Annotated in this window: 18 protein-coding genes; 8 read left to right on the forward strand and 10 right to left on the reverse strand. The window is 43.5% G+C overall.

Translation table 11 applies throughout. The annotated features are described in order from the left end of the window. Positions 1-67: 67 nt before the first annotated feature. The 6 genes from V7K62_RS07930 to trmD form a co-directional block, all read right to left on the reverse strand. Positions 68-1858 carry an ABC transporter substrate-binding protein gene (locus V7K62_RS07930; protein WP_334863484.1) on the reverse strand — a complete coding sequence of 597 codons (1791 nt, stop codon included), beginning with the start codon at positions 1856-1858 and terminating at the stop codon, positions 68-70. Between the two features lie 243 nt (positions 1859-2101). Next, positions 2102-3883: an ABC transporter substrate-binding protein gene (locus V7K62_RS07935; protein ID WP_334863377.1), complete on the reverse strand. Its 1782-nt coding sequence runs from the start codon at positions 3881-3883 to the stop codon at positions 2102-2104. A gap of 24 nt (positions 3884-3907) precedes the next feature. Next, a complete protein-coding gene (locus V7K62_RS07940) occupies positions 3908-4510 on the reverse strand; it encodes a PIN domain-containing protein (protein WP_334863378.1) in 603 nt (200 codons plus the stop codon). A gap of 12 nt (positions 4511-4522) precedes the next feature. After that, complete coding sequence (locus V7K62_RS07945; RefSeq protein WP_334863379.1) at positions 4523-5032, reverse strand: hypothetical protein; 510 nt, start codon at positions 5030-5032, stop codon at positions 4523-4525. Between the two features lie 54 nt (positions 5033-5086). Beyond that, complete coding sequence (gene ispF, locus V7K62_RS07950) at positions 5087-5572, reverse strand: 2-C-methyl-D-erythritol 2,4-cyclodiphosphate synthase (protein WP_334863380.1); 486 nt, start codon at positions 5570-5572, stop codon at positions 5087-5089. A gap of 3 nt (positions 5573-5575) precedes the next feature. Beyond that, on the reverse strand, positions 5576-6289 hold the full coding sequence (gene trmD, locus V7K62_RS07955) for a tRNA (guanosine(37)-N1)-methyltransferase TrmD (RefSeq protein WP_334863381.1): 714 nt from the start codon (positions 6287-6289) through the stop codon (positions 5576-5578). A gap of 536 nt (positions 6290-6825) precedes the next feature. Between trmD and V7K62_RS07960 the strand changes: the two genes are divergently transcribed. After that, positions 6826-7689: a cyanophycinase gene (locus tag V7K62_RS07960; protein ID WP_094348499.1), complete on the forward strand. Its 864-nt coding sequence runs from the start codon at positions 6826-6828 to the stop codon at positions 7687-7689. Between the two features lie 174 nt (positions 7690-7863). Further along, positions 7864-10569 carry a cyanophycin synthetase gene (gene cphA / locus V7K62_RS07965; RefSeq protein ID WP_334863485.1) on the forward strand — a complete coding sequence of 902 codons (2706 nt, stop codon included), beginning with the start codon at positions 7864-7866 and terminating at the stop codon, positions 10567-10569. Positions 10570-10614: 45 nt separating this feature from the next. On the opposite strand, the gene tatA is transcribed toward cphA, so the two are convergent. Continuing rightward, positions 10615-10788, reverse strand: a complete 174-nt coding sequence (tatA, locus tag V7K62_RS07970) for a twin-arginine translocase TatA/TatE family subunit (RefSeq protein WP_322677568.1) — start codon at positions 10786-10788, stop codon at positions 10615-10617. Between the two features lie 447 nt (positions 10789-11235). Between tatA and V7K62_RS07975 the strand changes: the two genes are divergently transcribed. Continuing rightward, positions 11236-12291 carry an NAD(P)-dependent alcohol dehydrogenase gene (locus tag V7K62_RS07975; protein WP_334863382.1) on the forward strand — a complete coding sequence of 352 codons (1056 nt, stop codon included), beginning with the start codon at positions 11236-11238 and terminating at the stop codon, positions 12289-12291. Positions 12292-12530: 239 nt separating this feature from the next. Here V7K62_RS07975 and V7K62_RS07980 read toward each other — a convergent pair whose 3' ends face one another. After that, on the reverse strand, positions 12531-13988 hold the full coding sequence (locus tag V7K62_RS07980) for a serine/threonine protein kinase (protein ID WP_334863383.1): 1458 nt from the start codon (positions 13986-13988) through the stop codon (positions 12531-12533). 93 nt (positions 13989-14081) lie between these two features. Here V7K62_RS07980 and cbiT point away from each other — a divergent pair, with 93 nt between their 5' ends. Together cbiT and V7K62_RS07990 are read left to right on the forward strand one after the other, a co-directional pair. Then, positions 14082-14684, forward strand: a complete 603-nt coding sequence (gene cbiT / locus V7K62_RS07985; RefSeq protein WP_334863384.1) for a precorrin-6Y C5,15-methyltransferase subunit CbiT — start codon at positions 14082-14084, stop codon at positions 14682-14684. 149 nt (positions 14685-14833) lie between these two features. Then, positions 14834-15715: a phosphatidate cytidylyltransferase gene (locus tag V7K62_RS07990; RefSeq protein ID WP_334863385.1), complete on the forward strand. Its 882-nt coding sequence runs from the start codon at positions 14834-14836 to the stop codon at positions 15713-15715. Positions 15716-15848: 133 nt separating this feature from the next. On the opposite strand, the gene V7K62_RS07995 is transcribed toward V7K62_RS07990, so the two are convergent. Further along, complete coding sequence (locus V7K62_RS07995) at positions 15849-16562, reverse strand: LmeA family phospholipid-binding protein (RefSeq protein WP_334863386.1); 714 nt, start codon at positions 16560-16562, stop codon at positions 15849-15851. 134 nt (positions 16563-16696) lie between these two features. Between V7K62_RS07995 and V7K62_RS08000 the strand changes: the two genes are divergently transcribed. Continuing rightward, positions 16697-17455 (forward strand): pseudouridine synthase, encoded by a 759-nt coding sequence (locus tag V7K62_RS08000; RefSeq protein ID WP_334863387.1) that lies wholly within the window; start codon positions 16697-16699, stop codon positions 17453-17455. 29 nt (positions 17456-17484) lie between these two features. Then, complete coding sequence (locus V7K62_RS08005; protein WP_334863388.1) at positions 17485-18300, forward strand: helix-turn-helix domain-containing protein; 816 nt, start codon at positions 17485-17487, stop codon at positions 18298-18300. A gap of 100 nt (positions 18301-18400) precedes the next feature. Here V7K62_RS08005 and malQ read toward each other — a convergent pair whose 3' ends face one another. Continuing rightward, on the reverse strand, positions 18401-19909 hold the full coding sequence (malQ, locus tag V7K62_RS08010; RefSeq protein WP_334863389.1) for a 4-alpha-glucanotransferase: 1509 nt from the start codon (positions 19907-19909) through the stop codon (positions 18401-18403). A 201-nt stretch (positions 19910-20110) separates the two neighbouring features. Between malQ and V7K62_RS08015 the strand changes: the two genes are divergently transcribed. Then, the gene (locus V7K62_RS08015; protein ID WP_334863390.1) at positions 20111-20542 is read left to right on the forward strand and encodes an NUDIX hydrolase; all 432 of its coding nucleotides are present in this window, start codon (positions 20111-20113) and stop codon (positions 20540-20542) included. The last annotated feature ends 256 nt before the right edge of the window (positions 20543-20798 follow it).

The raw sequence follows: 20798 nt of genomic DNA on the forward strand, positions 1-20798 counted from the left end.
TTTGTCCTTTGTCACTTGTCATTTTTCCTTTGTAAATAACCAATACGCCATGCCCCATTCCCAATTCCTAATCAGTTACTTTTAGTTCGTAGAGATTCCAGAATGGGCCACCAAGAGCAGTATATTGAATTCCTTGGAAGCGATCGCGCACTGCTTGCAGAGTCAAGCTCTCCACTAAATGAATAAACGGCAACTGTTCTGAGGCGATGCGCTGATATTGATAATAAATTTCCTTGCGCTTGTTTTCATCCAATACCTGTGCGCCTTTAATGTAAAGGCGATCAATTTCCTTTTCCCAGTCGGAAACCACCCAGCCAGTCATGGGTGGATCTCCTGGTTGTGGCCCCAAATTAAATGCGTGGGATGCACCGGCAATCCTCCAGATATTGCTAGCGCCGTGTGGTTCAATACCGCCTCCAGCAAATCCTCCCAGATAACAATCCCAATTATGCGTAACCTTGAGTTTTTCTAAATAAGAATTGAAGCTGAGAATTTGTAAATCTACTTGAATCCCAATATTACCGAGATCCCGTCTGATTTGAGAGGCCATATCTCCTCTAACTTTTCTTTCCGAATTCGTTAAAATTGTAAATCTGACTCGGTTGCCATCAGCATCAACAAGCTGATTTTGAGCATTATATTTGAACCCAGCTTCTAACAGTAATTTCTGAGATTTATCTGGTTCATAATTATATACCTTTAACCCTTTTTCTGGAGGAAGGAAGTAGGGACTTTTGATATAAACAAATGAATTTTGTAGTTCACCCAGTCCTCGATAAGCATTTGTTTTCATCGTTTCTCGATCAAGTGCATAGGCGATAGCCTGCCTAAATTCCTTTTTATTAAACCAGCTAGATTTAATTGGGTCTACAAAAGGTTTACCCTGAGAATTCTTCGCTTTACTAAGATTGAAAGCAATAAAACTCGTACTTGTGCCTGGACCACCGTTATAAATTTTAAACTTCGCCCGTTTTTCTTCTCGCTTCAGCAAACTAAAACCTTCAGGAGGAACTTCTAAATCATCTAACTGCCCAGAGCGAAAACTAATCAACTGGTTTTCAGTAGATTCAATAATTTGCCAAACAATACGTTCAATGTAAGGCTGAGGATTACCCTGAGTATCTTTGCGCCAGTAATATGGATTACGCCGAAATATAACTCGCTGACTGGAAACGTAACTTTCCATAACATAAGGACCGTTGCCAACAATTTGTTTAGGATCTGTGCCTGTTCCCCATGTTGAGAGAAACTTAGAATGTCCATCAGAGCCAATTGTGCGAACTGCTTCCTGTAGAGCATGGGCTGGCATAATTGGGATGCCACCTACATATCTTAAAAAAGGAGCAAAGGGTTCTAGTATGCTAAATTCAACCCGACGCTCATCAATTTTCTTCACCTTTGGCAAAGTACCCTTGTCACCAATTCTTAGAGCATCTTTGGTAGAGGTGGGAATTTTAGGATTCAGGTAGATTTCGTTATAAGTAAAGACAACATCATCAGCTGTCATTGGCTTACCATCTGACCACTTAATTCCTTCTCGGAGGGTGATTACAATCCGTTGACCATCTTTAGAAATTTCCCAAGATTCTGCTAAAGCAGGCTCTAATTTTGTGGTTATAGGATTCTCATTAATTAATGAGTCATAGATGAAGCCAAAAACGCTATATGCTGAATCATTTAGAGCATAGTTAAAAGTTGAAGGCTCGCTCAAAACTGCGGTGACTACTTGCGGCACTTGAGCCGCCGCCGTTTTAAAGTTAGCTGGGTTGCAGGCGGTAAGTGTAAGTGCTGTTGCTGAAGTCAGAATTATTGGCAACCAAAAACGCCTAATTGCAAAAAAGATTGATGGTGATTTCATAGAATTCAATTTACTGGAATTCTGTCTAATTATGTCAATAAACTCACCCGCAGGTTTATAGGACAAAGATTCAAGTGCGTCTAATCCTATATCTGGGGTAACTTTACCATTGGCCACTACTTCGAGGAGCGATCGCAATATTTTTTCATCGGTCATTGGTAATTAGCCTTTTGTCATTTTTCATTTGTCATTTATCAATCACCAATGCCCAATGCCCAATGCCCAATAACTAATTCCCAATGCCTAATCCGTTACTTTAATTTGTTCAATATTCCAGAATGCGCCGCCAAGGGCAGAGAATTTAATTCCTTCAAAACGATTACGCACCGCTGACATTGAATAAGGATTAACCAAGTAAATAAAAGGTAAATTTTCCTGGGTAATCCGCTGTGTTTCGGCATAAATCGCCTTAACCTTTGCTTCGTCTAATTCTCGTGCAGCTTGAATGTAAAGATTCCCTATTTCCGCTTCCCAAGGAGCAATCTCCCAACCCTGAATCGGCTTTTGTCCTGCTTGGGGTTTCTGATTAAACATGTGCAATCCGCCTTCAGGTGCCCAGACATTAGCACCATCATTCGGTTCTAATCCGCCGGTCAAACCCATCAAAGAAGCTTCCCAATCCAAGGAATTAGAAACTTTGTCAGTAAAAGTATTCCATGCCAACGGGGTGAAATCAACTTGAATGCCGATTTTGCTCAAGTCTTGTTTAATCTGCGATCCCATTGCCTCACGGATTTTATTTCCAGCATTGGTAAGTAAAGAGAAACGGACGCGATTTCCCTGAGCATCTACTAGCTGATTGTTGTTGTACTTAAATCCTGCTTTTAAGAGTAATTCCTTCGCTTTTTGCACATTGTAATCGTAAATTTTTAACCCTTCTTTAGGGGAAATATAATAGGGACTTTGCACAGAAATCGGTGAATCTTGTGCTACACCCAAGCCGCGAAAAGTGTTATTAATCATCGTTTGGCGGTCAATTGCATAAGCTATAGCCTGCCGAAATTGCACATTATTGAACCACCCAGACTTAACCGGATCAACTAGTGGTTTTCCGTCCCTTTTACCTTTGTTGAGATTGAACCAAACAAACGATGTACTGGATGTTGGCCCACCATTATAAATTTTGAAATTACCCTGCTTTTCTTGCACCTTTAGCAAAGAAAAGTAATCTGGCGACACTGCCACAGTATCTAACCCGCCAGAACGAAATTGCAGCAATGAGGTATCTGTTGATTCCACAATTTGCCAAATTACCTGTTCAATATAAGGCTGAGAATTGCCTTGAGCATCCTTGCGCCAGTAGTAGGGGTTGCGCCGAAAGACCACACGCTGACTCGTGTCGTAGCGATCTATTTTGTAAGGGCCATTGACAATAATTTCGTTCACAGGAGTATCAACGCCCCATTGTGTCAGAAAAATCGGCTTCCCATCTTGGTCTTTCGTTTTTATCGATTTTTGCAACACATGAGCGGGCAAAATTGGTGAACCTGTACTTAGTAGAAAAGGTCTAAAGGGTTCCGGTACGCTAAACTCAACCCGGCGTTCATCCACTTTTCGTACAGTAGGCAGTTTCCGACTTTCACCAATCCGCAGTGCGTCTCTAACATCAGTAGGAATCGCTTCGTTTAAGTAAATATCGTTGTAGGTAAACACTACATCATCTACTGTTAGTGGCTGACCATCAGACCATTTCAACCCTTCGCGTAGGGTAAAGACAATCTTTAATTTATCATCGGAAATTTGCCAGGATTCTGCTAATGCTGGCTCGACTTTCGCAGTTATTGGGTTTTGGGTGATTAACCCCTCGTAAATTAGAGGAAAAACATTCGGAGATTCCTGACTGAGAGGGTAGTTAAAGGTTTTGGGGTCACTGAGAATGGCACTTACCAATTGCGGCACTTGAGCGGCTGCACTTTTAAAGCTAGTTGGGTTGCAGGCGGTAAGTATAAGTGCTGTTGCTGAAGTCAAAATTATTGGCAACCAAAAATATTTAATTGTCAGAAAGATTTTCCTAAAAAATTCCATAATTTTAATACGCAAATAGTGTAATTAATTTGATTGAGATTGTAGCCAACCAAGGAATTTTTGAGTTTTATTGAAATACTGAATGCCACTATCTCGTAAAACTTCTATAACTTCACGTCTGCCAAATTCTTTAGAATTAGCGCTTAAAAATATTTTTATTTCATCTGGGTTTAGGCGTGCATGGTGAACTATACACTCTATAATAAATTTATCCATCAAATGCTTTTCAAGAATATTTTTAACCCGACTTTCATGAATAATTTCTGTCGTTAACGGAATTTCTTCTGCTTTGCTAAAAAGCTGATTTAAGGCTATATAAAAACGTTTTTCTGTGTCATTATTACGTTGAAGAAAGCTAATCTTAGCTTGTTTCAAAGAATTCACAACTAATTGAGCATTTTGTGAAGTTTTATCTCTTGCAGCCTCGTTAACTTGAATGTCCAATCGCCTAATAAAATCCTCGTTATATTTGTCTTCTTGCTCTAAAGTCGTCAAAGATTCTACATAACAAATGCTGGGTATTGTTAAGGATACTGAGATAGGCATATTTTGCAGAAAATTTTCTGCTAGTTCATCTTGTCCTTTAGCAATACTCATTAAAAAGTTTGTTTCTACGTAAAGTATCACTGCTAATAGTACCTAAGGTTGAGTAATTCCACCTTTTAATAACTGTGACAAACCTATTTCTGCTACCTCCTTGGATGCTGGCGGTATTTCTGACTTCCAGTGATAGCAAAAATCACTTATCCAAGCTTCTGTAAGACCTTTAAGGTAAAGACTAAATATGCTTTGATCGCGAAATTTTGGCTCGTAATGACTAAGCACATCAGCAGTATTAAGACTGACAATCGGCTCTGATAAATTATTGCCATCCCATTTAAAAATCAGAATGTTATTTACATCAACAAACATGGCAAAAGGAATCACTATCTTTGCAGCTTTTAAGTAATCAATCAGCCGTAAAATAGCATATTTTTTGGCTTTTGCTTCTTGAAAATGGAATGGTAAACCTTTGACTTCAGCTATGAGAATAATTTGTTCCTCTTTGTCTAAAGCAACTAAATCGGGAAAGTCTATATCTTCTATTTTTGTAGCTTGTAAGGCTCTAATTTCCCACCAATTTAAGGTTTGTTGGTTGCTATAAATCATTGATTTCAATCCTCGTGAGTCTTCGATATTTTTACCGATGTTTTCAAATAAAAGTTACTCTAAAGCCACTAGCAAGACAACAGCATAAGCACATATACCTTCTTCACGTCCAACGGGGCCTAATTTTTCGTTGGTGGTAGCTTTGATGCCAATTTGATTTGGTTGCAATTCTAAAACCGCCGCTAGTTTGTCACGCATATTGTGAATATGCGGTTTTAATTTTGGGCGTTCTGCTACTACTACCGAGTCAATATTTCCGATTTGCCAGCCTTGATCGCGAATTAGTTGATGTACTTGAGTTAATAGTATTAAACTATCTGCTCCCGCCCATTGGCGATCGCTAGGAGGAAAATAATGACCAATATCCCCCAAAGATAATGCCCCAAGCATGGCATCCATAATCGCGTGCGTTAACACATCAGCGTCACTGTGCCCCAACAAACCCAGTTCATGAGGAATTTGAATTCCACCTAAAATTAAAGCGCGATCGCTCACCAGTTGATGAATATCGTAGCCGTTACCAATCCGAATTTTTGTCATTTGTTATTCTCCCTCGTCCTCTTGTGCGGTTGTCTCCTTGTGCAATTTTTCCAGGAGATCGGGGCGGCGATCGCCTGTTCTTTGAATTTGTTGCTCGTAACGCCACCGTGCGATCGCTGCGTGATTCCCACTGAGCAAAACATCAGGCACTTTCAAGCCGCGAAAATTGGCAGGACGAGTATATTGGGGATAGTCCAATAACCCTTCCTCAAAGCTTTCTGCTGTCAGGGACTCAGTTTTGGCTACTGTTCCTGGCATTAGTCGCACTACGCCATTAATCAAAGCCATTGCTGGAATTTCTCCGCCAGTCAGAATAAAATCCCCTAAAGATACTTCACGAGTTACCAAATGTAGTACCCTCTCATCCACTCCTTCGTAATGCCCGCAAATAACTACTAACTGGTCATAATTTGTGACCAATTCTTTCAAAAGAGGTTGATTAATTGTTTGACCCTGTGGACTCATCAAAATTACTTCTCTTCGGGGTAGAATCGGCAGCGACTCCACAGCGGTAAAAATAGGTTCTGGCTTCATTAGCATCCCAACACCGCCGCCGTAGGGTTCATCATCTACTTTTCGGTGCTTGTCAGTGGTAAAGTCCCGTGGGTTAACCAGATGCACTTCGGCAATCTGTTTGGCTAAAGCTTTACCCAGCAGCCCAGAATTGAGAACAGAGTTAAAACAGTCAGGAAAAAGCGTAACTATATCAAAGCGCACAGTTATTCGTATTCGAGGACACTAATCTTAAATTTGAATGTCTAGCAAACACCAGCAAGCCAAGGTCGGGTCAAACTCCAGTTAAACTTTATCAATAGTATCTAAAACTACCAGACCTCTTGGATTTTAGATGGGATCAAAAGTTTTTCTAATTACTTAATTTATGTTTAAATGTTGTCACAACTACATTTAAATTAATAATCTTATCAAGTTAACAACTTCCAGGATGCATCGAGCCAGCCTCAGAAAAAAGCGTAGTCTTAACTGCTCGTCCCCAACCCTAGAGGGGAAATCTAGCCTCAAAAAGACTATTTTGCCCTGCTGCAAGTGGACAGGTGAAAAACAAGGTGCTGGCTTTGAGGAATGGGAACAAACACGTTTAGACTGAGGCAACGCGAGCGTTAGGCGAGAATTTGGAGAGTGGCTAACCCAGTTCCAAACTTCCAAAAAGTGTCCTCTCAAAGAAGCAAAGCGCAAAATCATCAGGCTTCTGAACCTTGTTAAATTCACCTGAAGTTGTTGACAGGAGAAACAAAATGCCGCAATTACAAGCTAAATCGCTAGAAATGAGGACACCCCAAGCAACTAAAACCGCCGTTCTGGTTATCGGAGGTGCAGAAGACAAAGTTCATGGGCGCGAAATCCTACGAACTTTTTTTGGACGCGCCGGTGCTAGTAAGGCTTATATTACAATTATTCCATCTGCCTCTCGCGAACCTGCCATCATCGGTGGTCGGTATATTCGCATTTTTGAAGAAATGGGTGCCCAGAAGGTAGAGATTTTAGACATCCGCGAACGAGAACAGTGTGAAGCCTCCCAGATCAAAGCATCCTTAGAAGCCTGTAGTGGGGTATTTTTGACAGGAGGAGATCAGCTGCGTCTTTGTGGCGTATTGGCAGATACGCCAGCAATGGAAATTATTCGCCAGCGGGTGAGGGCGGGGCAACTTACGTTAGCAGGTACCAGTGCAGGAGCGGCAGTGATGGGGCATCACATGATTGCTGGCGGCGGTAGTGGAGAGACGCCAAATCGTTCCCTAGTGGATATGGCAACGGGTTTGGGATTTATTCCCGAAGTCATCGTTGACCAACATTTTCACAATCGTAATCGTATGGGGCGACTAATTAGTGCGATCGCAGCCCATCCCGATCGCTTAGGTATTGGTATTGACGAAGATACTTGTGCTGTGTTTGAACGTGATGGTTGGCTACAGGTTATGGGCAAAGGCAGTGTAACCATTGTTGATCCCACTGAACTGACCCACACCAACGAACCCCATGTTGGTGCTAATGAACCGTTAACCGTGCATAATTTACGTCTCCATATCCTCAGCTACGGCGATCGCTTCCACTTGTACCAGCGGACTGTATTGCCTGCTGTACACCGAATCTCCAGCTGACGGGATAGAGTATCTGAGGTTACACTGAGTTGACCGCACATTTATTATTTCTTACCGTAGAAAAATGATAAGAATACCATGTAAAAAGAAAAAACTGTTTGCAATGAACAGTTTAGCGGTCAATTCCAGTAAGAAACTAGAATTTTGGTTCCGAATCTCCATCTACCTATTCCCATGAGAATCCTCAAGATCCAGACCTTACGCGGCCCAAACTATTGGAGCATTCGACGCCACAAACTGATCGTCATGCGCCTCGATTTAGAAACCCTTGGCGAGACGCCCTCGAATGAAATCCCTGGCTTTTATGAAGGATTAGTTGAGGCGCTGCCGAGTCTGGAGGGTCACTATTGTTCGCCTGGCTGTCGTGGTGGTTTTCTGATGCGAGTCAAAGAAGGCACTATGATTGGTCACATAGTGGAACACGTAGCCCTAGAACTCCAAGAATTAGCTGGTATGCATGTCGGCTTTGGTCGCACCCGCGAAACTGCCACACCCGGAATTTATCAAGTAGTAATCGAGTATCTGAATGAAGAAGCGGGACGCTACGCTGGACGAGCCGCAGTGCGGCTGTGCCAGAGTATCGTTGATCGAGGCCGTTATCCCAAGGCAGAACTAGAGCAAGATATCCAAGACCTGAAAGACTTCACCCGTGATGCTTCTTTAGGCCCTTCCACGGAAGCGATCGTCAAAGAAGCAGAAAAAAGAGGTATTCCCTGGATGTCGCTGGAAGCCCGCTTTTTGATTCAGCTAGGCTACGGCGTGAACCAGAAGCGGATGCAGGCCACAATGACGGACAACACCAGCATTCTGGGCGTAGAACTAGCTTGCGATAAAGAAGCCACTAAACGCATCCTCGCGGCCGCTGGTGCGCCAGTACCCAGAGGTACAGTGATCAACTTCTTAGACGATTTGGAACAAGCCCTGGAATTAGTTGGCGGCTATCCCATCGTCATCAAGCCCCTGGATGGCAATCATGGACGTGGGATCACCATTGATATCAGAACTTGGGAAGAAGCGGAAGCCGGATACGAAGCTGCCAGACAGGTTTCCCGGTCAATTATTGTCGAAAGATATTACGTTGGACGCGACCACAGGGTACTAGTGGTAAATGGGAAAGTAGTAGCAGTAGCCGAGCGCGTCCCGGCTCATGTCATTGGCAACGGCAGATCCACCATCGCCGAACTGATTGAAGAAACAAACCTTGACCCAAATCGCGGCGAAGGACATGATAACGTCCTAACCAAGATTGAACTAGACCGCACCAGCTACCAGCTGCTAGAAAGGCAAGGCTATACCCTAAATAGCGTGCCACCCAAGGGTACTATTTCTTATCTCAGAGCCACGGCAAACTTGAGTACAGGTGGTAGTGCCGTCGACCGTACCGATGAAATTCACCCAGAAAATCTTTGGTTAGCACAACGGGTAGTCAAGATTATCGGTTTGGATATCGCCGGACTCGATATTGTCACCACGGATATTAGCCGTCCGCTGCGGGAAGTGGATGGCGTGATTGTCGAAGTTAACGCCGCTCCCGGCTTCCGAATGCACGTCGCCCCAAGCGTGGGCATCCCCCGCAACGTCGCTGGCGCAGTAATGGATATGCTGTTTCCTAACGAGCAATCTAGCCAAATTCCCATCCTCAGCATCACGGGTACTAATGGCAAAACCACCACTACTCGACTACTAGCACATATTTATAAACAGACTGGTAAAGTAGTAGGTTATACTACTACCGATGGAACATATATCGGTGATTACTTAGTAGAATCTGGCGATAATACAGGCCCCCAAAGTGCCCAGGTCATCCTCCAAGATCCCACAGTGGAAGTAGCAGTACTGGAAACGGCTCGCGGTGGCATTCTCCGCTCTGGATTGGGCTTTGAAGCCGCAAATGTGGGGGTAGTATTGAATGTAGCGTCCGACCACTTAGGAATTGGCGATATAGATACCATTGAGCAGTTAGCTAACCTCAAAAGTGTAGTAGCGGAAGCCGTATTCCCTGATGGCTATGCGGTACTCAATGCCGACGATCGCCGCGTCGCCGCCATGTCAGAAAAAACTAAGGCTAATATTGCTTACTTCACCATGAACCCCGATTCGGAATTAGTGCGGAAGCACATCCAAAAGGGTGGAGTAGCGGCAGTATATGAAAATGGCTATTTGTCAATTGTTAAAGGTGATTGGACACACCGCATAGAAAGAGCCGAAAATATACCTTTAACAATGGGCGGACGTGCGCCGTTTATGATTGCCAACGCTTTAGCAGCAAGTTTGGCAGCGTTTGTGCAAAACGTCACAATTGAACAGATTCGGGCTGGTTTGAGGACTTTCCGGGCTTCAGTTAGTCAAACGCCGGGACGGATGAATCTATTTAATTTAGGAAATTACCACGCTTTGGTGGACTATGCCCACAACGCAGCCAGTTACGAAGCTGTAGGTTCCTTTGTGCGGAACTGGACTACAGGACAACGGATTGGCGTAATTGGTGGGCCAGGCGATCGCCGCGACGAAGATTTTGTTACTTTGGGTAAATTAGCAGCACAAATTTTTGATTACATCATCATCAAAGAAGACGATGATACACGGGGACGCCTACGGGGATCAGCCGCCCAGTTGATTATTCAAGGGATCACGGAAGTTAAGCCTGATAGCCGCTATGAATCAATTCTGGATGAAACTCAAGCGATAAATAAAGGCTTAGACATGGCTCCTGATAATAGTCTGGTGGTAATTTTGCCAGAAAGCGTTACTCGCGCGATTAAGTTAATTAAGCTGCGTGGTTTAGCGAAAGAAGAGACACACCAACAAAATCCCGGCACAACTGTCATTGATTCCCAAAATGGAATCACACCTTCTTCTGTTGTTAATACCTTGCTGTAGTCAGGAGGAGTCAGTGCGCTGACTCCTGTATTCGGACTCCTTTTATTATTGTTTTTCTTCTTCCTGATTGGTTTCCTCACTGGGAGTTTTCATCTCCTCCTTAAAACCTCGTAGGGTTTTGCCTAGTGCGGTTCCCAGTTCGGGAATTTTTTTTGGCCCAAAAATTAGAACAGCGACTATGCTAATTACAGCTATTTCTGGCCATCCCAGTCCAAACATATAAATTTCCTCTAAGGCTCCTGTAATTAAATATAGACATTGATGGCTCAAATCCAATAAATCCGTGACTGATAAGCGTTTAATGCCATTGCCGAAATAAAATATAAATAAATTCAATACAAGTAGCGCATTTCTCTTCAAAAACTTTTTGCAAAGCAACATACCATAAGTGCTTTATTGTTGCTTCTAGCCAATCTAATTGCTGACTCATACTTATGATGGTTGACTTAGAGCAGCCTGAATTCTCTATACTCATTTTCATGCAGCTATCAAACGCAGGATCATCGGGGACATTGTTCGGGAAATATTGAGACGAATTCGGGCAGAGGGGGGTCATTTCCCTGTCCTAGCATTTAATGCTGAGTAGGAACAACCTTGGTCTGTTAATTGCGAAGTATATAAAGTTCATAAAACCCATGAAATAACTTAGTAAAAAGGAGATCATCTGTGATTAAGAGTCTTGGATACGCAGCCCAAAGTGCAACTACACCACTGGGCTTGTTCACTTTCGAGCGGCGAGAGTTAGGGACGCACGACGTACAGATCGAGATCCTTTACTGTGGCGTGTGTCACTCGGATCTGCATACAGTCGCTAATGAATGGAAAGGGACGGTTTACCCTCTCGTACCTGGACATGAGATCGTTGGTCGTGTAGTGAAGATTGGTGAGCAGGTTTCCAAGTTCAAGGTAGGCGAGGCTGCGGGCGTTGGTTGTATGGTCGATTCTTGTCGCACCTGTCCAAACTGCCGTGAGAGTTTTGAGCAGTACTGTGATAACGAAATTATCTTCACCTACAACAGCCCAGAGAAGCAGACAGGGAAAACGACTTATGGGGGTTATTCAAACCAGATAGTCGTGGATGAAAATTACGTGCTACGGGTTTCGGAAAAGCTGGATCTCGCTGGCGTCGCACCCCTGTTGTGCGCGGGGATCACGACGTACTCACCTTTGCGCTACTGGAAAGTTGGCAAAGGCGATAAGGTGGGTATCGTCGGGCTTGGTGGGTTGGGACACATGGGGCTAAAATTAGCCCACGCTTTTGGTGCTTACACTGTGCTGTTCACAACATCGTCAGGGAAGACCGAAGATGCCAAGCGCCTCGGAGCCGATGAGGTTGTCATTTCAAAAAACAGCGATCAGATGAAGAAGCATATCAACAGCTTCGACTTCATTCTCAACACGGTTTCGGTATCGCATAATCTGGACGCATACACTGAGTTGCTTAAGCGTGGTGGTACGCTGTGCTTGCTTGGTGTACCAGAAAATCCGCACCCATCACCCAACATCGGTAACTTGATTTTTAAGCGCCGAGTAATTGCCGGTTCGATGATCGGCGGGATTCAGGAGACACAAGAAATGCTCGACTTCTGCGCTGAACACAATATCGTCAGTGACATCGAACTTATCCCGATTCAGAAGATCAATCAAGCATACGAGCGGATGCTAAAAAGCGATGTGAAATACCGCTTTGTGATTGACATGGCATCGCTGAAGGAAGAATGACAGTAAAAAAATGCCATTGTCGCTTTTGATGAAAAGTCCTGAATCCTTTGCCTTTGTTTAGAGTCAGGACTTACGCAAACAATACCTGAAACCCTTATTTTAACGTAGGGGCAATTCATGAATTGCCCCTACAGCGTTTACTTTTGCGTAAGTCCTAAGAGTGTAAGAAAAACGAAAAAAAAAGTCTGAGCGTTGGTTTTCGGCGCTCCGACTTTTTAATTAAGAATTAAATTAAATGATTAGCTTAACTCACTTCCCATTGGATTGGTAATTGGCAAACCTAACCACTCACTTAATTCATGAGCTAACCATTCAAGTTCTACTTCGGATTTAATACCGCCATCGTTTCCACCAATCTGATATTTTTGTAATCCTGAGCAAATATATAATTGTGCTGGAACGGCAACTCTAGTGTCTTTAGAGCCTTTAGTAAAGTGTTTTGGAATGTAAACCAACTTATTAACACTTTGCCTTGGGGATGGACGGGGACGCTCAAACTTCCAACTAAACAACTCCCAGGTTAGGGTAATTTGTTCTGGATTCAGGCGTAAGTAAATGCTTCCAAACAAATTAAAGATAAATTTATACATCATCATAAAGCCAGCACCCCAAAAAGGAAGTGAGAACAAGGCAAAGGGGATGTTGACAGGAAAAGTAGCTATTGAGAGAGCGCTAATTGTCCAAATTAGGACAAATGAATTCCAGACGATCGCAAAAAAACCTGTGAATACTATTGATTCATGGAAACCAGATGGTGGAATGATAATTTCGAGAGAATCCCAATTTTTGGTTAGTTGAATCTTACTCCCGTCTGGTTTGCTAACAACTAAAGCAGGTAAGGTAGTCGCTTGTGGTTTATCTAAGGAGGCGGAACCCGTTGTAGACATCGCTTGAGCCGCAGAACTAAAACGCCCTTCTAAACTAGGTTCAATCATCCACTTTAACCAATTGGTAAAGCTGGGACTGAGATTAGCCGCTTGTTCAAACTGAATCCGAAAATCCTTTTGGGGTAAATCGGCTGGGTGAGTACCCGTCACCAAGTAAATTAAAGTTGCGCCTAAACTATAAAGGTCAGATGCTGCAACAGTGCGTCCGCCAAATTGCTCTGGTGGCATATAGCCATAAGTTCCTACCACAGTTCTTGTCCCAGTTTCGCTAACTAAGACAGTCTGTACTGAGCCAAAATCTACCAAATAAACTTGACCGACACTATTCCCTGAACGCTCCCCCAATAAAATATTGCTAGGCTTAATATCACGGTGAATTACAGGCGGATACAGCCTATGCAGGTAAACGAGAATCTCTAAAAGTGCTTTGGCTATCTGTTTGACTTCAGCTTCGGTAAAAGTCCGCCCAGTTTGTAAACATTGCTCTAAAGTTTGTGCAGGGATATAAGTTTGTACTAGAGCAAATCCTTTGATGGTTGGTAAATTTACCTCAAAATAGTTCAAATAGCCAGGAATTGAGGGATGTGCTAGGTTTTTTAAAGTTTCGGCTTCTCGCTCAAACAACTTGAGTGAATCCCACTCAAAATCACTACCAAAAGAGAGTAACTTGATGACGACTAATTCCTGAGTTTGCAAATCACGAGCTAATAAAGTCCGCCGCCCTGCTTTTTTTCCTAATAGCTGCTGAACTTCGTAGCGTAGACGCCCAGCGTCTTCTCCTCGGACATCGCTTAATATTTCACCAATCATTATGTTTTCTTCTAATGCTACGGTTGAAAAGTTTTATAGCTGATAGCTTTTCAATTTGGCAAATCGATATCTTTAGTATAATTGCGTAATTCTATGCCCTCCCAACTTTGGCCTTATATTACTCCAGGTATTCCCGATGACTTATTTGAGCATTTGCCAGGAATTCCCCTGAGCCAGCGAGAAGTCCGACTGCTATTGATTTCTCAACTGCGGCTAAAATCAGATTCTGTGTTGTGGGATATTGGCGCAGGGACAGGTACAATTCCGGTAGAGGTGGGGCTATTGTGTCCAGGCGGACAAATTATCGCTATCGAAAGGGATGAAGAAGTAGCTAATCTGATCAAGCGTAACTGCGATCGCTTTGATGTGAAAAATGTCGAAGTTGTTGAAGGCAGCGCCCCAGAGTGTTTACATGACCTCAAGCTTACTCCTCACCGCGTTTGTATCGAGGGAGGCCGCCCCATTCAAGAAATTCTGCAAGCAGCTTGGCATTATTTGCCGCCATCCGGTCGGGTTGTAGCCACAGCTGCTAATCTAGAAAGTCTGTATGCTATTTCCCAAAGCTTTTCCCTATTAAGGGCTAGAAATATCGAAGTTGTGCAATCTGCGGTTAATCGCCTAGAGACACGCGGCTTTTCTCAAACCTTTACCGCCGTTGATCCCATTTTTATCCTCAGTGGTGAGAAACTAGACTAAATCCAAAAGATTTTAGATTTTAGATTTTAGATTTTAGATTGGGGATTTAGGTGATATGTCATCAGAAACCAAGCCACAATTACCAATCCCTAATCTCGAATACCTAATCTCTAATCCAAAATCCAAAATCCAAAATCCAAAATACTTCTATGCCTTGGTCTCGGATTATTAGTGGAATTGTTGCGATCGCTCTTGCTCTTGGGGCAACCCTTTTGGGGGGTTGGTACTTTACCATCATCTTTGCGGTCATCATCTTTTTGGGTCAACAGGAATATTTTAATTTGGTGCGAGCCAGAGGCATCGCTCCGGCCGCTAAAACCACTATGGCTGTCAGCCAAGTCTTGCTGGTGATTTGTACCATTGATGGCAGTTTAGCTGACGCTGTGATGCCAATAGCTGGCACACTTATTTGTTTTTACTTGCTATTTCAACCCAAATTTGCCACGATCGCTGATGTTTCTGCTTCTATTATGGGGCTATTTTACGTCGGTTATTTACCAAGTTACTGGGTGCGGTTACGAGCAATTGATAGTGCTGCTTTTAGCAATCTCCCTTTCGGAGGTTACTGGCCCACAACCTGGACAGATTTCTGGGAAAAGGCAAATTCTGCTTCTTTAGCACAAGGTTTTACAGCCACACTGCTGACTTTTTTGTGTATTTGGGCAGCCGATATTGGTGCTTACACCATTGGCAAATTCTTTGGGAAAACCCGTCTGTCTGACATTAGCCCGAAAAAAACTGTAGAAGGCGCTGTCTTTGGCATTACTTCAAGTGTAGCCGTAGCTGTAGCAGGAGCCTATTATCTTCACTTGCCCAAATCCCTCTTCACAGGTTTAGCATTGGGTTTGCTGATTGGGATTGCTAGTCTTTTAGGGGATCTCACTGAATCTATGCTCAAGCGGGATGCTGGAGTTAAAGATTCTGGACAGTTAATCCCCGGTCACGGTGGTATTTTAGACCGTACTGATAGTTATATTTTCACAGCTCCTTTGGTTTACTATTTTGTGACATTACTTTTGCCACTACTATAGGGGATTGGGCATTGGGCATTGCATTGGTTATTAATTATTCTCCTCTGCTCACCCGCTCCCCGCTCTCCACTCTTGTTTCCAGAAGCGCCATATCATTTAAAATAGGGTATTAATATTTTTTAATTTCTCACCATCAAGGGTTAACGTTAATCCGCCCACGACACACCAGCTTGCCTGGGATCAGCGTTAATTCTTCGATATCAACATCTGAGCCAAGATCCAGATTGTACTCATAATTGTCCTTTAATATATCTTCCCGGTCGGGCTTGATTGGGATATGTACCAGTTGCAACTCATGCCCACTGAGTAATTGTAAGCCGAGACAAATCTCTAGAGGCGTTGTTTCGCTATTGGTTACTCTCAAACCCCGCAGTATAATTTGGTTGTTCCCAATCAGAATTTCTTGCCACTTAATTGGTTGTGACTGTGGGTAATCTGTTGGTAAAACCTTAACCAATAGATCGCTCAAAGCAGTCGATAATAAGTCTGATGAGAGAGAAGCATTAAGATCCTTCTCGTCTACGAGCAAATTGCCAACCACTGGTACTGTTTCTAACAGTCGTAGGGGTTTTCTCTTGAGTACGGAGCCGATATTTATCCGAATATTTTCTGCTATTAATCGAATTTGTGTAATCAGGAGACCTTGATAAACTGCATGAGTAGCAAAAACAGATACCGAAGGAATGCGCCCAGAGAGAAGTTGGCGATCGCTGGCTTTGATCTCCACTTCTAATTTCGATATTTGGCTGACTTGCGCTCTCAACCAAAGCTTGACTGCTGTCGTGAGTACCTGCGTAATTATGCGGGTTTTATTTGCACTTATTGTTTGGGGATTTTGCTCTGGCATCTAACCAATCTGTTTATGAGTATTTGCTCAACAACCGAACAGAAATTAAACAAGCTTTAAATGTAACATTTATGCCTACTGGCTACAAAATGCAAATATCATTTAATTGATAACAGTAAATAAGCAATTTCCACATGGAGGCACGGTTACAAAAAATTCTCGCTCAATGGGGTATCGCCTCACGTCGTGAAGCCGAAGAAATGATTAGGCACTCACGGGTGCGGATTAATGGGGTATTGGCACATTTAGGTCAAAAAGTCGATCCCGAAAAAGATGCGATCGCAATTGATGGTAAGCCTGTATCCGAAAAGCAGCGTCCGGCTTTAATATATCTATTGCTGCACAAACCGGCGGCAGTGGTTTCGACTTGCTACGACCCTCATCGCAGAACAACAGTCCTGGATCTACTACCGAAAGAATTACGGGAGGGTTCAGGTATTCACCCAGTTGGCCGTCTAGATGCAGACTCTACAGGAGCATTAATCCTGACTAATGACGGAGAACTGACATTTGGACTAACCCATCCACGTCACAGTATTTCCAAGACATATCATGTTTTGGTCAAAGGACATCCTCCAGAAACAGTACTAAAAATGTGGCGTCAGGGTGTGATGTTGGAGGGTAGAAAAACCAGAGCTGCTAAGGTACAGCTAATAGAACGTCGTGCCGAGGAAAGCGTTTTAGAAATAGTGTTGCAGGAGGGAAGAAATCGCCAAATTCGCCGTATAGCTCAACAGTTAGGATACCCAGTAATCAAGCTGCATCGGACTGCTATCGGCCCAATTCAATTACAAACTCTAAAAGAACCCTTTTTGTCAGAGGGTAAATATCGTTCCCTCAAAGATCATGAAATTCACTTTTTGCAAGAGCAGATAACGCAACCTAATTATTGATTTAGCGGAGTTAAGGAGTGTCAGCAGGCATGAAATGGCTAAGAAAGAAGAATAATCACCAGCCATCACTTTCATTAGAGGAACAACGAGCCGAGAAATTAGCAGAATTAGGCGCTCAACTTTGGGCATTGCGGCAAGAACAGGGTCTATCTCTAGAGCAAGTGGTTGTATTAACCAGGATTCCCCGACGATTATTGCAGGCGATCGAAGAAGGTAATTTAAACGATCTGCCAGAACCAGTCTATATTCAGGGTTTGATCAGGCAATTTGCCGATGCACTAGGCTTGAATGGAGTAGAATTTTCGGGGACTTTTCCGATCAGTTCTGCCCAAGTGAACCCCCGAGGAATGGGGAATAATTCATCCCTTGCTCAACTACGTCCGATTCATCTTTACTTTCTTTACATATTCCTAATAGTGTGTTCTGTAAATGGCTTATCTCAGTTATTAAATAACGCGCTATTACAACAAGCAAGTAATAGCCAAAACCAGCCATATCCACCACAAAAGTCCGTTGTTAAACCAGAACTAGCCCAACTAAAAGAGTCAGTGGAGGTTGAACCTGTTAGCGATACCGTTAGCGGTGTCCAAAAGGGACAGGTTGTACAGATTGGTGTCACTTTGAAAGCCTCATCTTGGATTCGTGTAGTAGCCGATGGCAAAACCGAGTTTGAGGGTATTCTGCCAGAGGGAAGTCACCGAATTTGGAAAGCTCAAGAGCAACTGACAGTGAAAACTGATAATGCTGGTGGTGTGTTGATGAGCGTCAATCAAGAGAAAGCCAAAGAAATGGGAGAGCCGGGGAAAGAGGAAGAAGTTAGGATTGCTGCCAAGCCTAAGTTGTGAAATATGGGGCATAGGGCATGGGGTATGGGGCATTGGGTATGGTGATTTTCATTCTTCCCTGTGCCTTTGTCCCATGCCCCACGCCCCACTCACCCACTCCTCACTGGGCTTCTGGGGCGCGTCCATTGAGTCTGGTAAGAACTTTCAAGCGATCGCGTAATTCGTCTGTCAACGCTCCGGCTTGATAGCGCCACTCCCAGTTACCCTCAGCAACACTAGGAAAATTCATCCGCGCTTCGTTTCCTAATCCCAAAACATCTTGCAAGGGAATAATCGCTTGGTTGGCTATAGAACTCAAAGCTAGGCGAATTAAATCCCACTGGATGCCTTCAGGACTAATACAACCTAAATAAAGCCATAAGTTATGCTTTTCGTTGTCATTAGCGGAATTGAACCAGCCTACAGTTGTGTCATTATCGTGAGTGCCGGTATAAACTACAGCATTTCGCGGGTAATTGAATGGTAAAAATGGATTAGCGGGATCAGAACCAAAGGCAAACTGCAAAACTTTCATCCCAGGAAATTCATACTTGTCTCGCAGTGCTTCTACCTCTGGTGTAATTACTCCCAAATCTTCCGCCAAGACGGGTAGCTTGCCCAACTTCTCCCTAATCGCTTCAAAAAAAGCATCTCCAGGCGCTTCCACCCATTTACCATTCATGGCAGTTTCTTCACCTTGGGGCACAGACCAATAAGCCTCAAAGCCTCGGAAATGGTCAATGCGAATTATATCTACATAATCCAGCATTGCCTCAAAGCGCTGTACCCACCATTTAAAATCTTGTTTTTGCAATTCCTCCCAGTTATAAACCGGGTTTCCCCACAATTGACCGGTGGCGCTAAAGTAATCGGGTGGAACCCCTGCCATTTGAGCAGCTTCTCCTGTCTCTTTGTCTAAGCAAAAAATGTCGGGATGCGCCCACACGTCAGCACTATCATGAGCTACGTAGATGGGGATATCGCCAATAATGTCAATGCCGCGCATATTAGCGTAGGCTTTCAGGTCTGACCATTGCCGGAAAAACTCAAATTGGACGAACTTGTAATAATAAATCTCTCCGTTGAGCTGATGCTGTGCTTGCTCCAATGCTTGTGGATCGCGCTTGACAAATTCTCTCCCCCATGCGTGCCAGTTTGCATTCTCGTTAGCATCTTTCAGCGCCATAAATAAGGCGTAATTATCTAGCCAATAAGCTTTACTGTCGCAAAAACCTGCAAACTCTTTCTGCTGGATAGGCGTAGCATTGGTTCTAAAGTTGTCACAGGCTTTTTTTAGTAGCCCAATCTTAATCGGCACAACCTGCTGGAAATCTACCTTTTCTAGCGGAAATTCTGGTAAATTAGCAAAGTCTTCTTCAGATAGCAAACCCTCTTCTAAGAGTTTTTCTGGGCTAATTAGCAGAGGATTTCCTGCCATTGCTGAGTAGCACATATACGGAGAATTGCCGTATCCAGTGGGGCCCAGTGGTAAAACTTGCCAATATTGTTGATGGCTTTCTTTGAGAAAATCAATGAAGCGATAGGCTTCTAAGCCTAAATCCCCAATGCCAAATCGACTGGGAAAAGAGGTAGGATGCAGCAAAATGCCACTGGATCTAGGAAAAGGCATATTTAACCTGAATTATGAGAGGGAGCAATTATCTGATCGACACGCTACGCGATCGCATCGAATTTATCACGGAACAGTATTTGCAGGGGAAATCAAGTAAACTCATTTTGTTTGTCATTTGTCCTTTGTCCTTTGTCTTTTGGGAATAACCAATGACTAATGACTAATGACCAATGACTAATGACTAATGACTAAATAACTATGACTTACCGAAATCCTACACCGACAGTTGATATCATCATTGAACTAGTAGATCGACCTCATCGGCCAATAGTGTTAATTGAAAGACATAATCTACCTTTAGGTTGGGCTATTCCTGGTGGTTTTGTAGATTATGGGGAAGCGGTGGAAGTGGCGGCGCGGCGAGAAGCTGAGGAAGAGACGGGTTTACAGGTGGAGTTGGTTGAACAATTATTGGTGTATTCTGACCCCGATCGCGATCCGCGTCAGCATACGATTAGTATTGTGTTTTTGGCAACAGCGACGGGGGAACCTGTGGCTGGAGATGATGCTAAGGGTGTAGGCATTTTTGAGTCTTGGCGTGTGCCTGGTAATTTATGTTTTGACCACGATCGCATTTTGCGCGATTATTGGCGTTATCGGCATTATGGGATACGTCCGAGGTTGGGGTAAGAGGGACGAACCGCAGAGGCGCAGAGGGCGCGGAGATAAGAGGGGAGAGGAATATCGGGAATTTTCTAATATACAGTTTGGGTAAATGTTCTCTAGAAATCCGTTGGTGTTGGGAGGCTGTGAAAGCCAAGATTCTAAAGCTAAGAGGATGTTTTAAAAGTTCTCTGGTCGGTAGCAAAACGTTTTAGATCCCCCTAAATCCCCCTTAAGAAGGGGGACTTTGATTCCGGTTCCCCACTTTTTAAGGGGGGTTAGG

Source organism: Nostoc sp. (assembly GCF_036917935.1).
Classification (GTDB): domain Bacteria; phylum Cyanobacteriota; class Cyanobacteriia; order Cyanobacteriales; family Nostocaceae; genus Nostoc.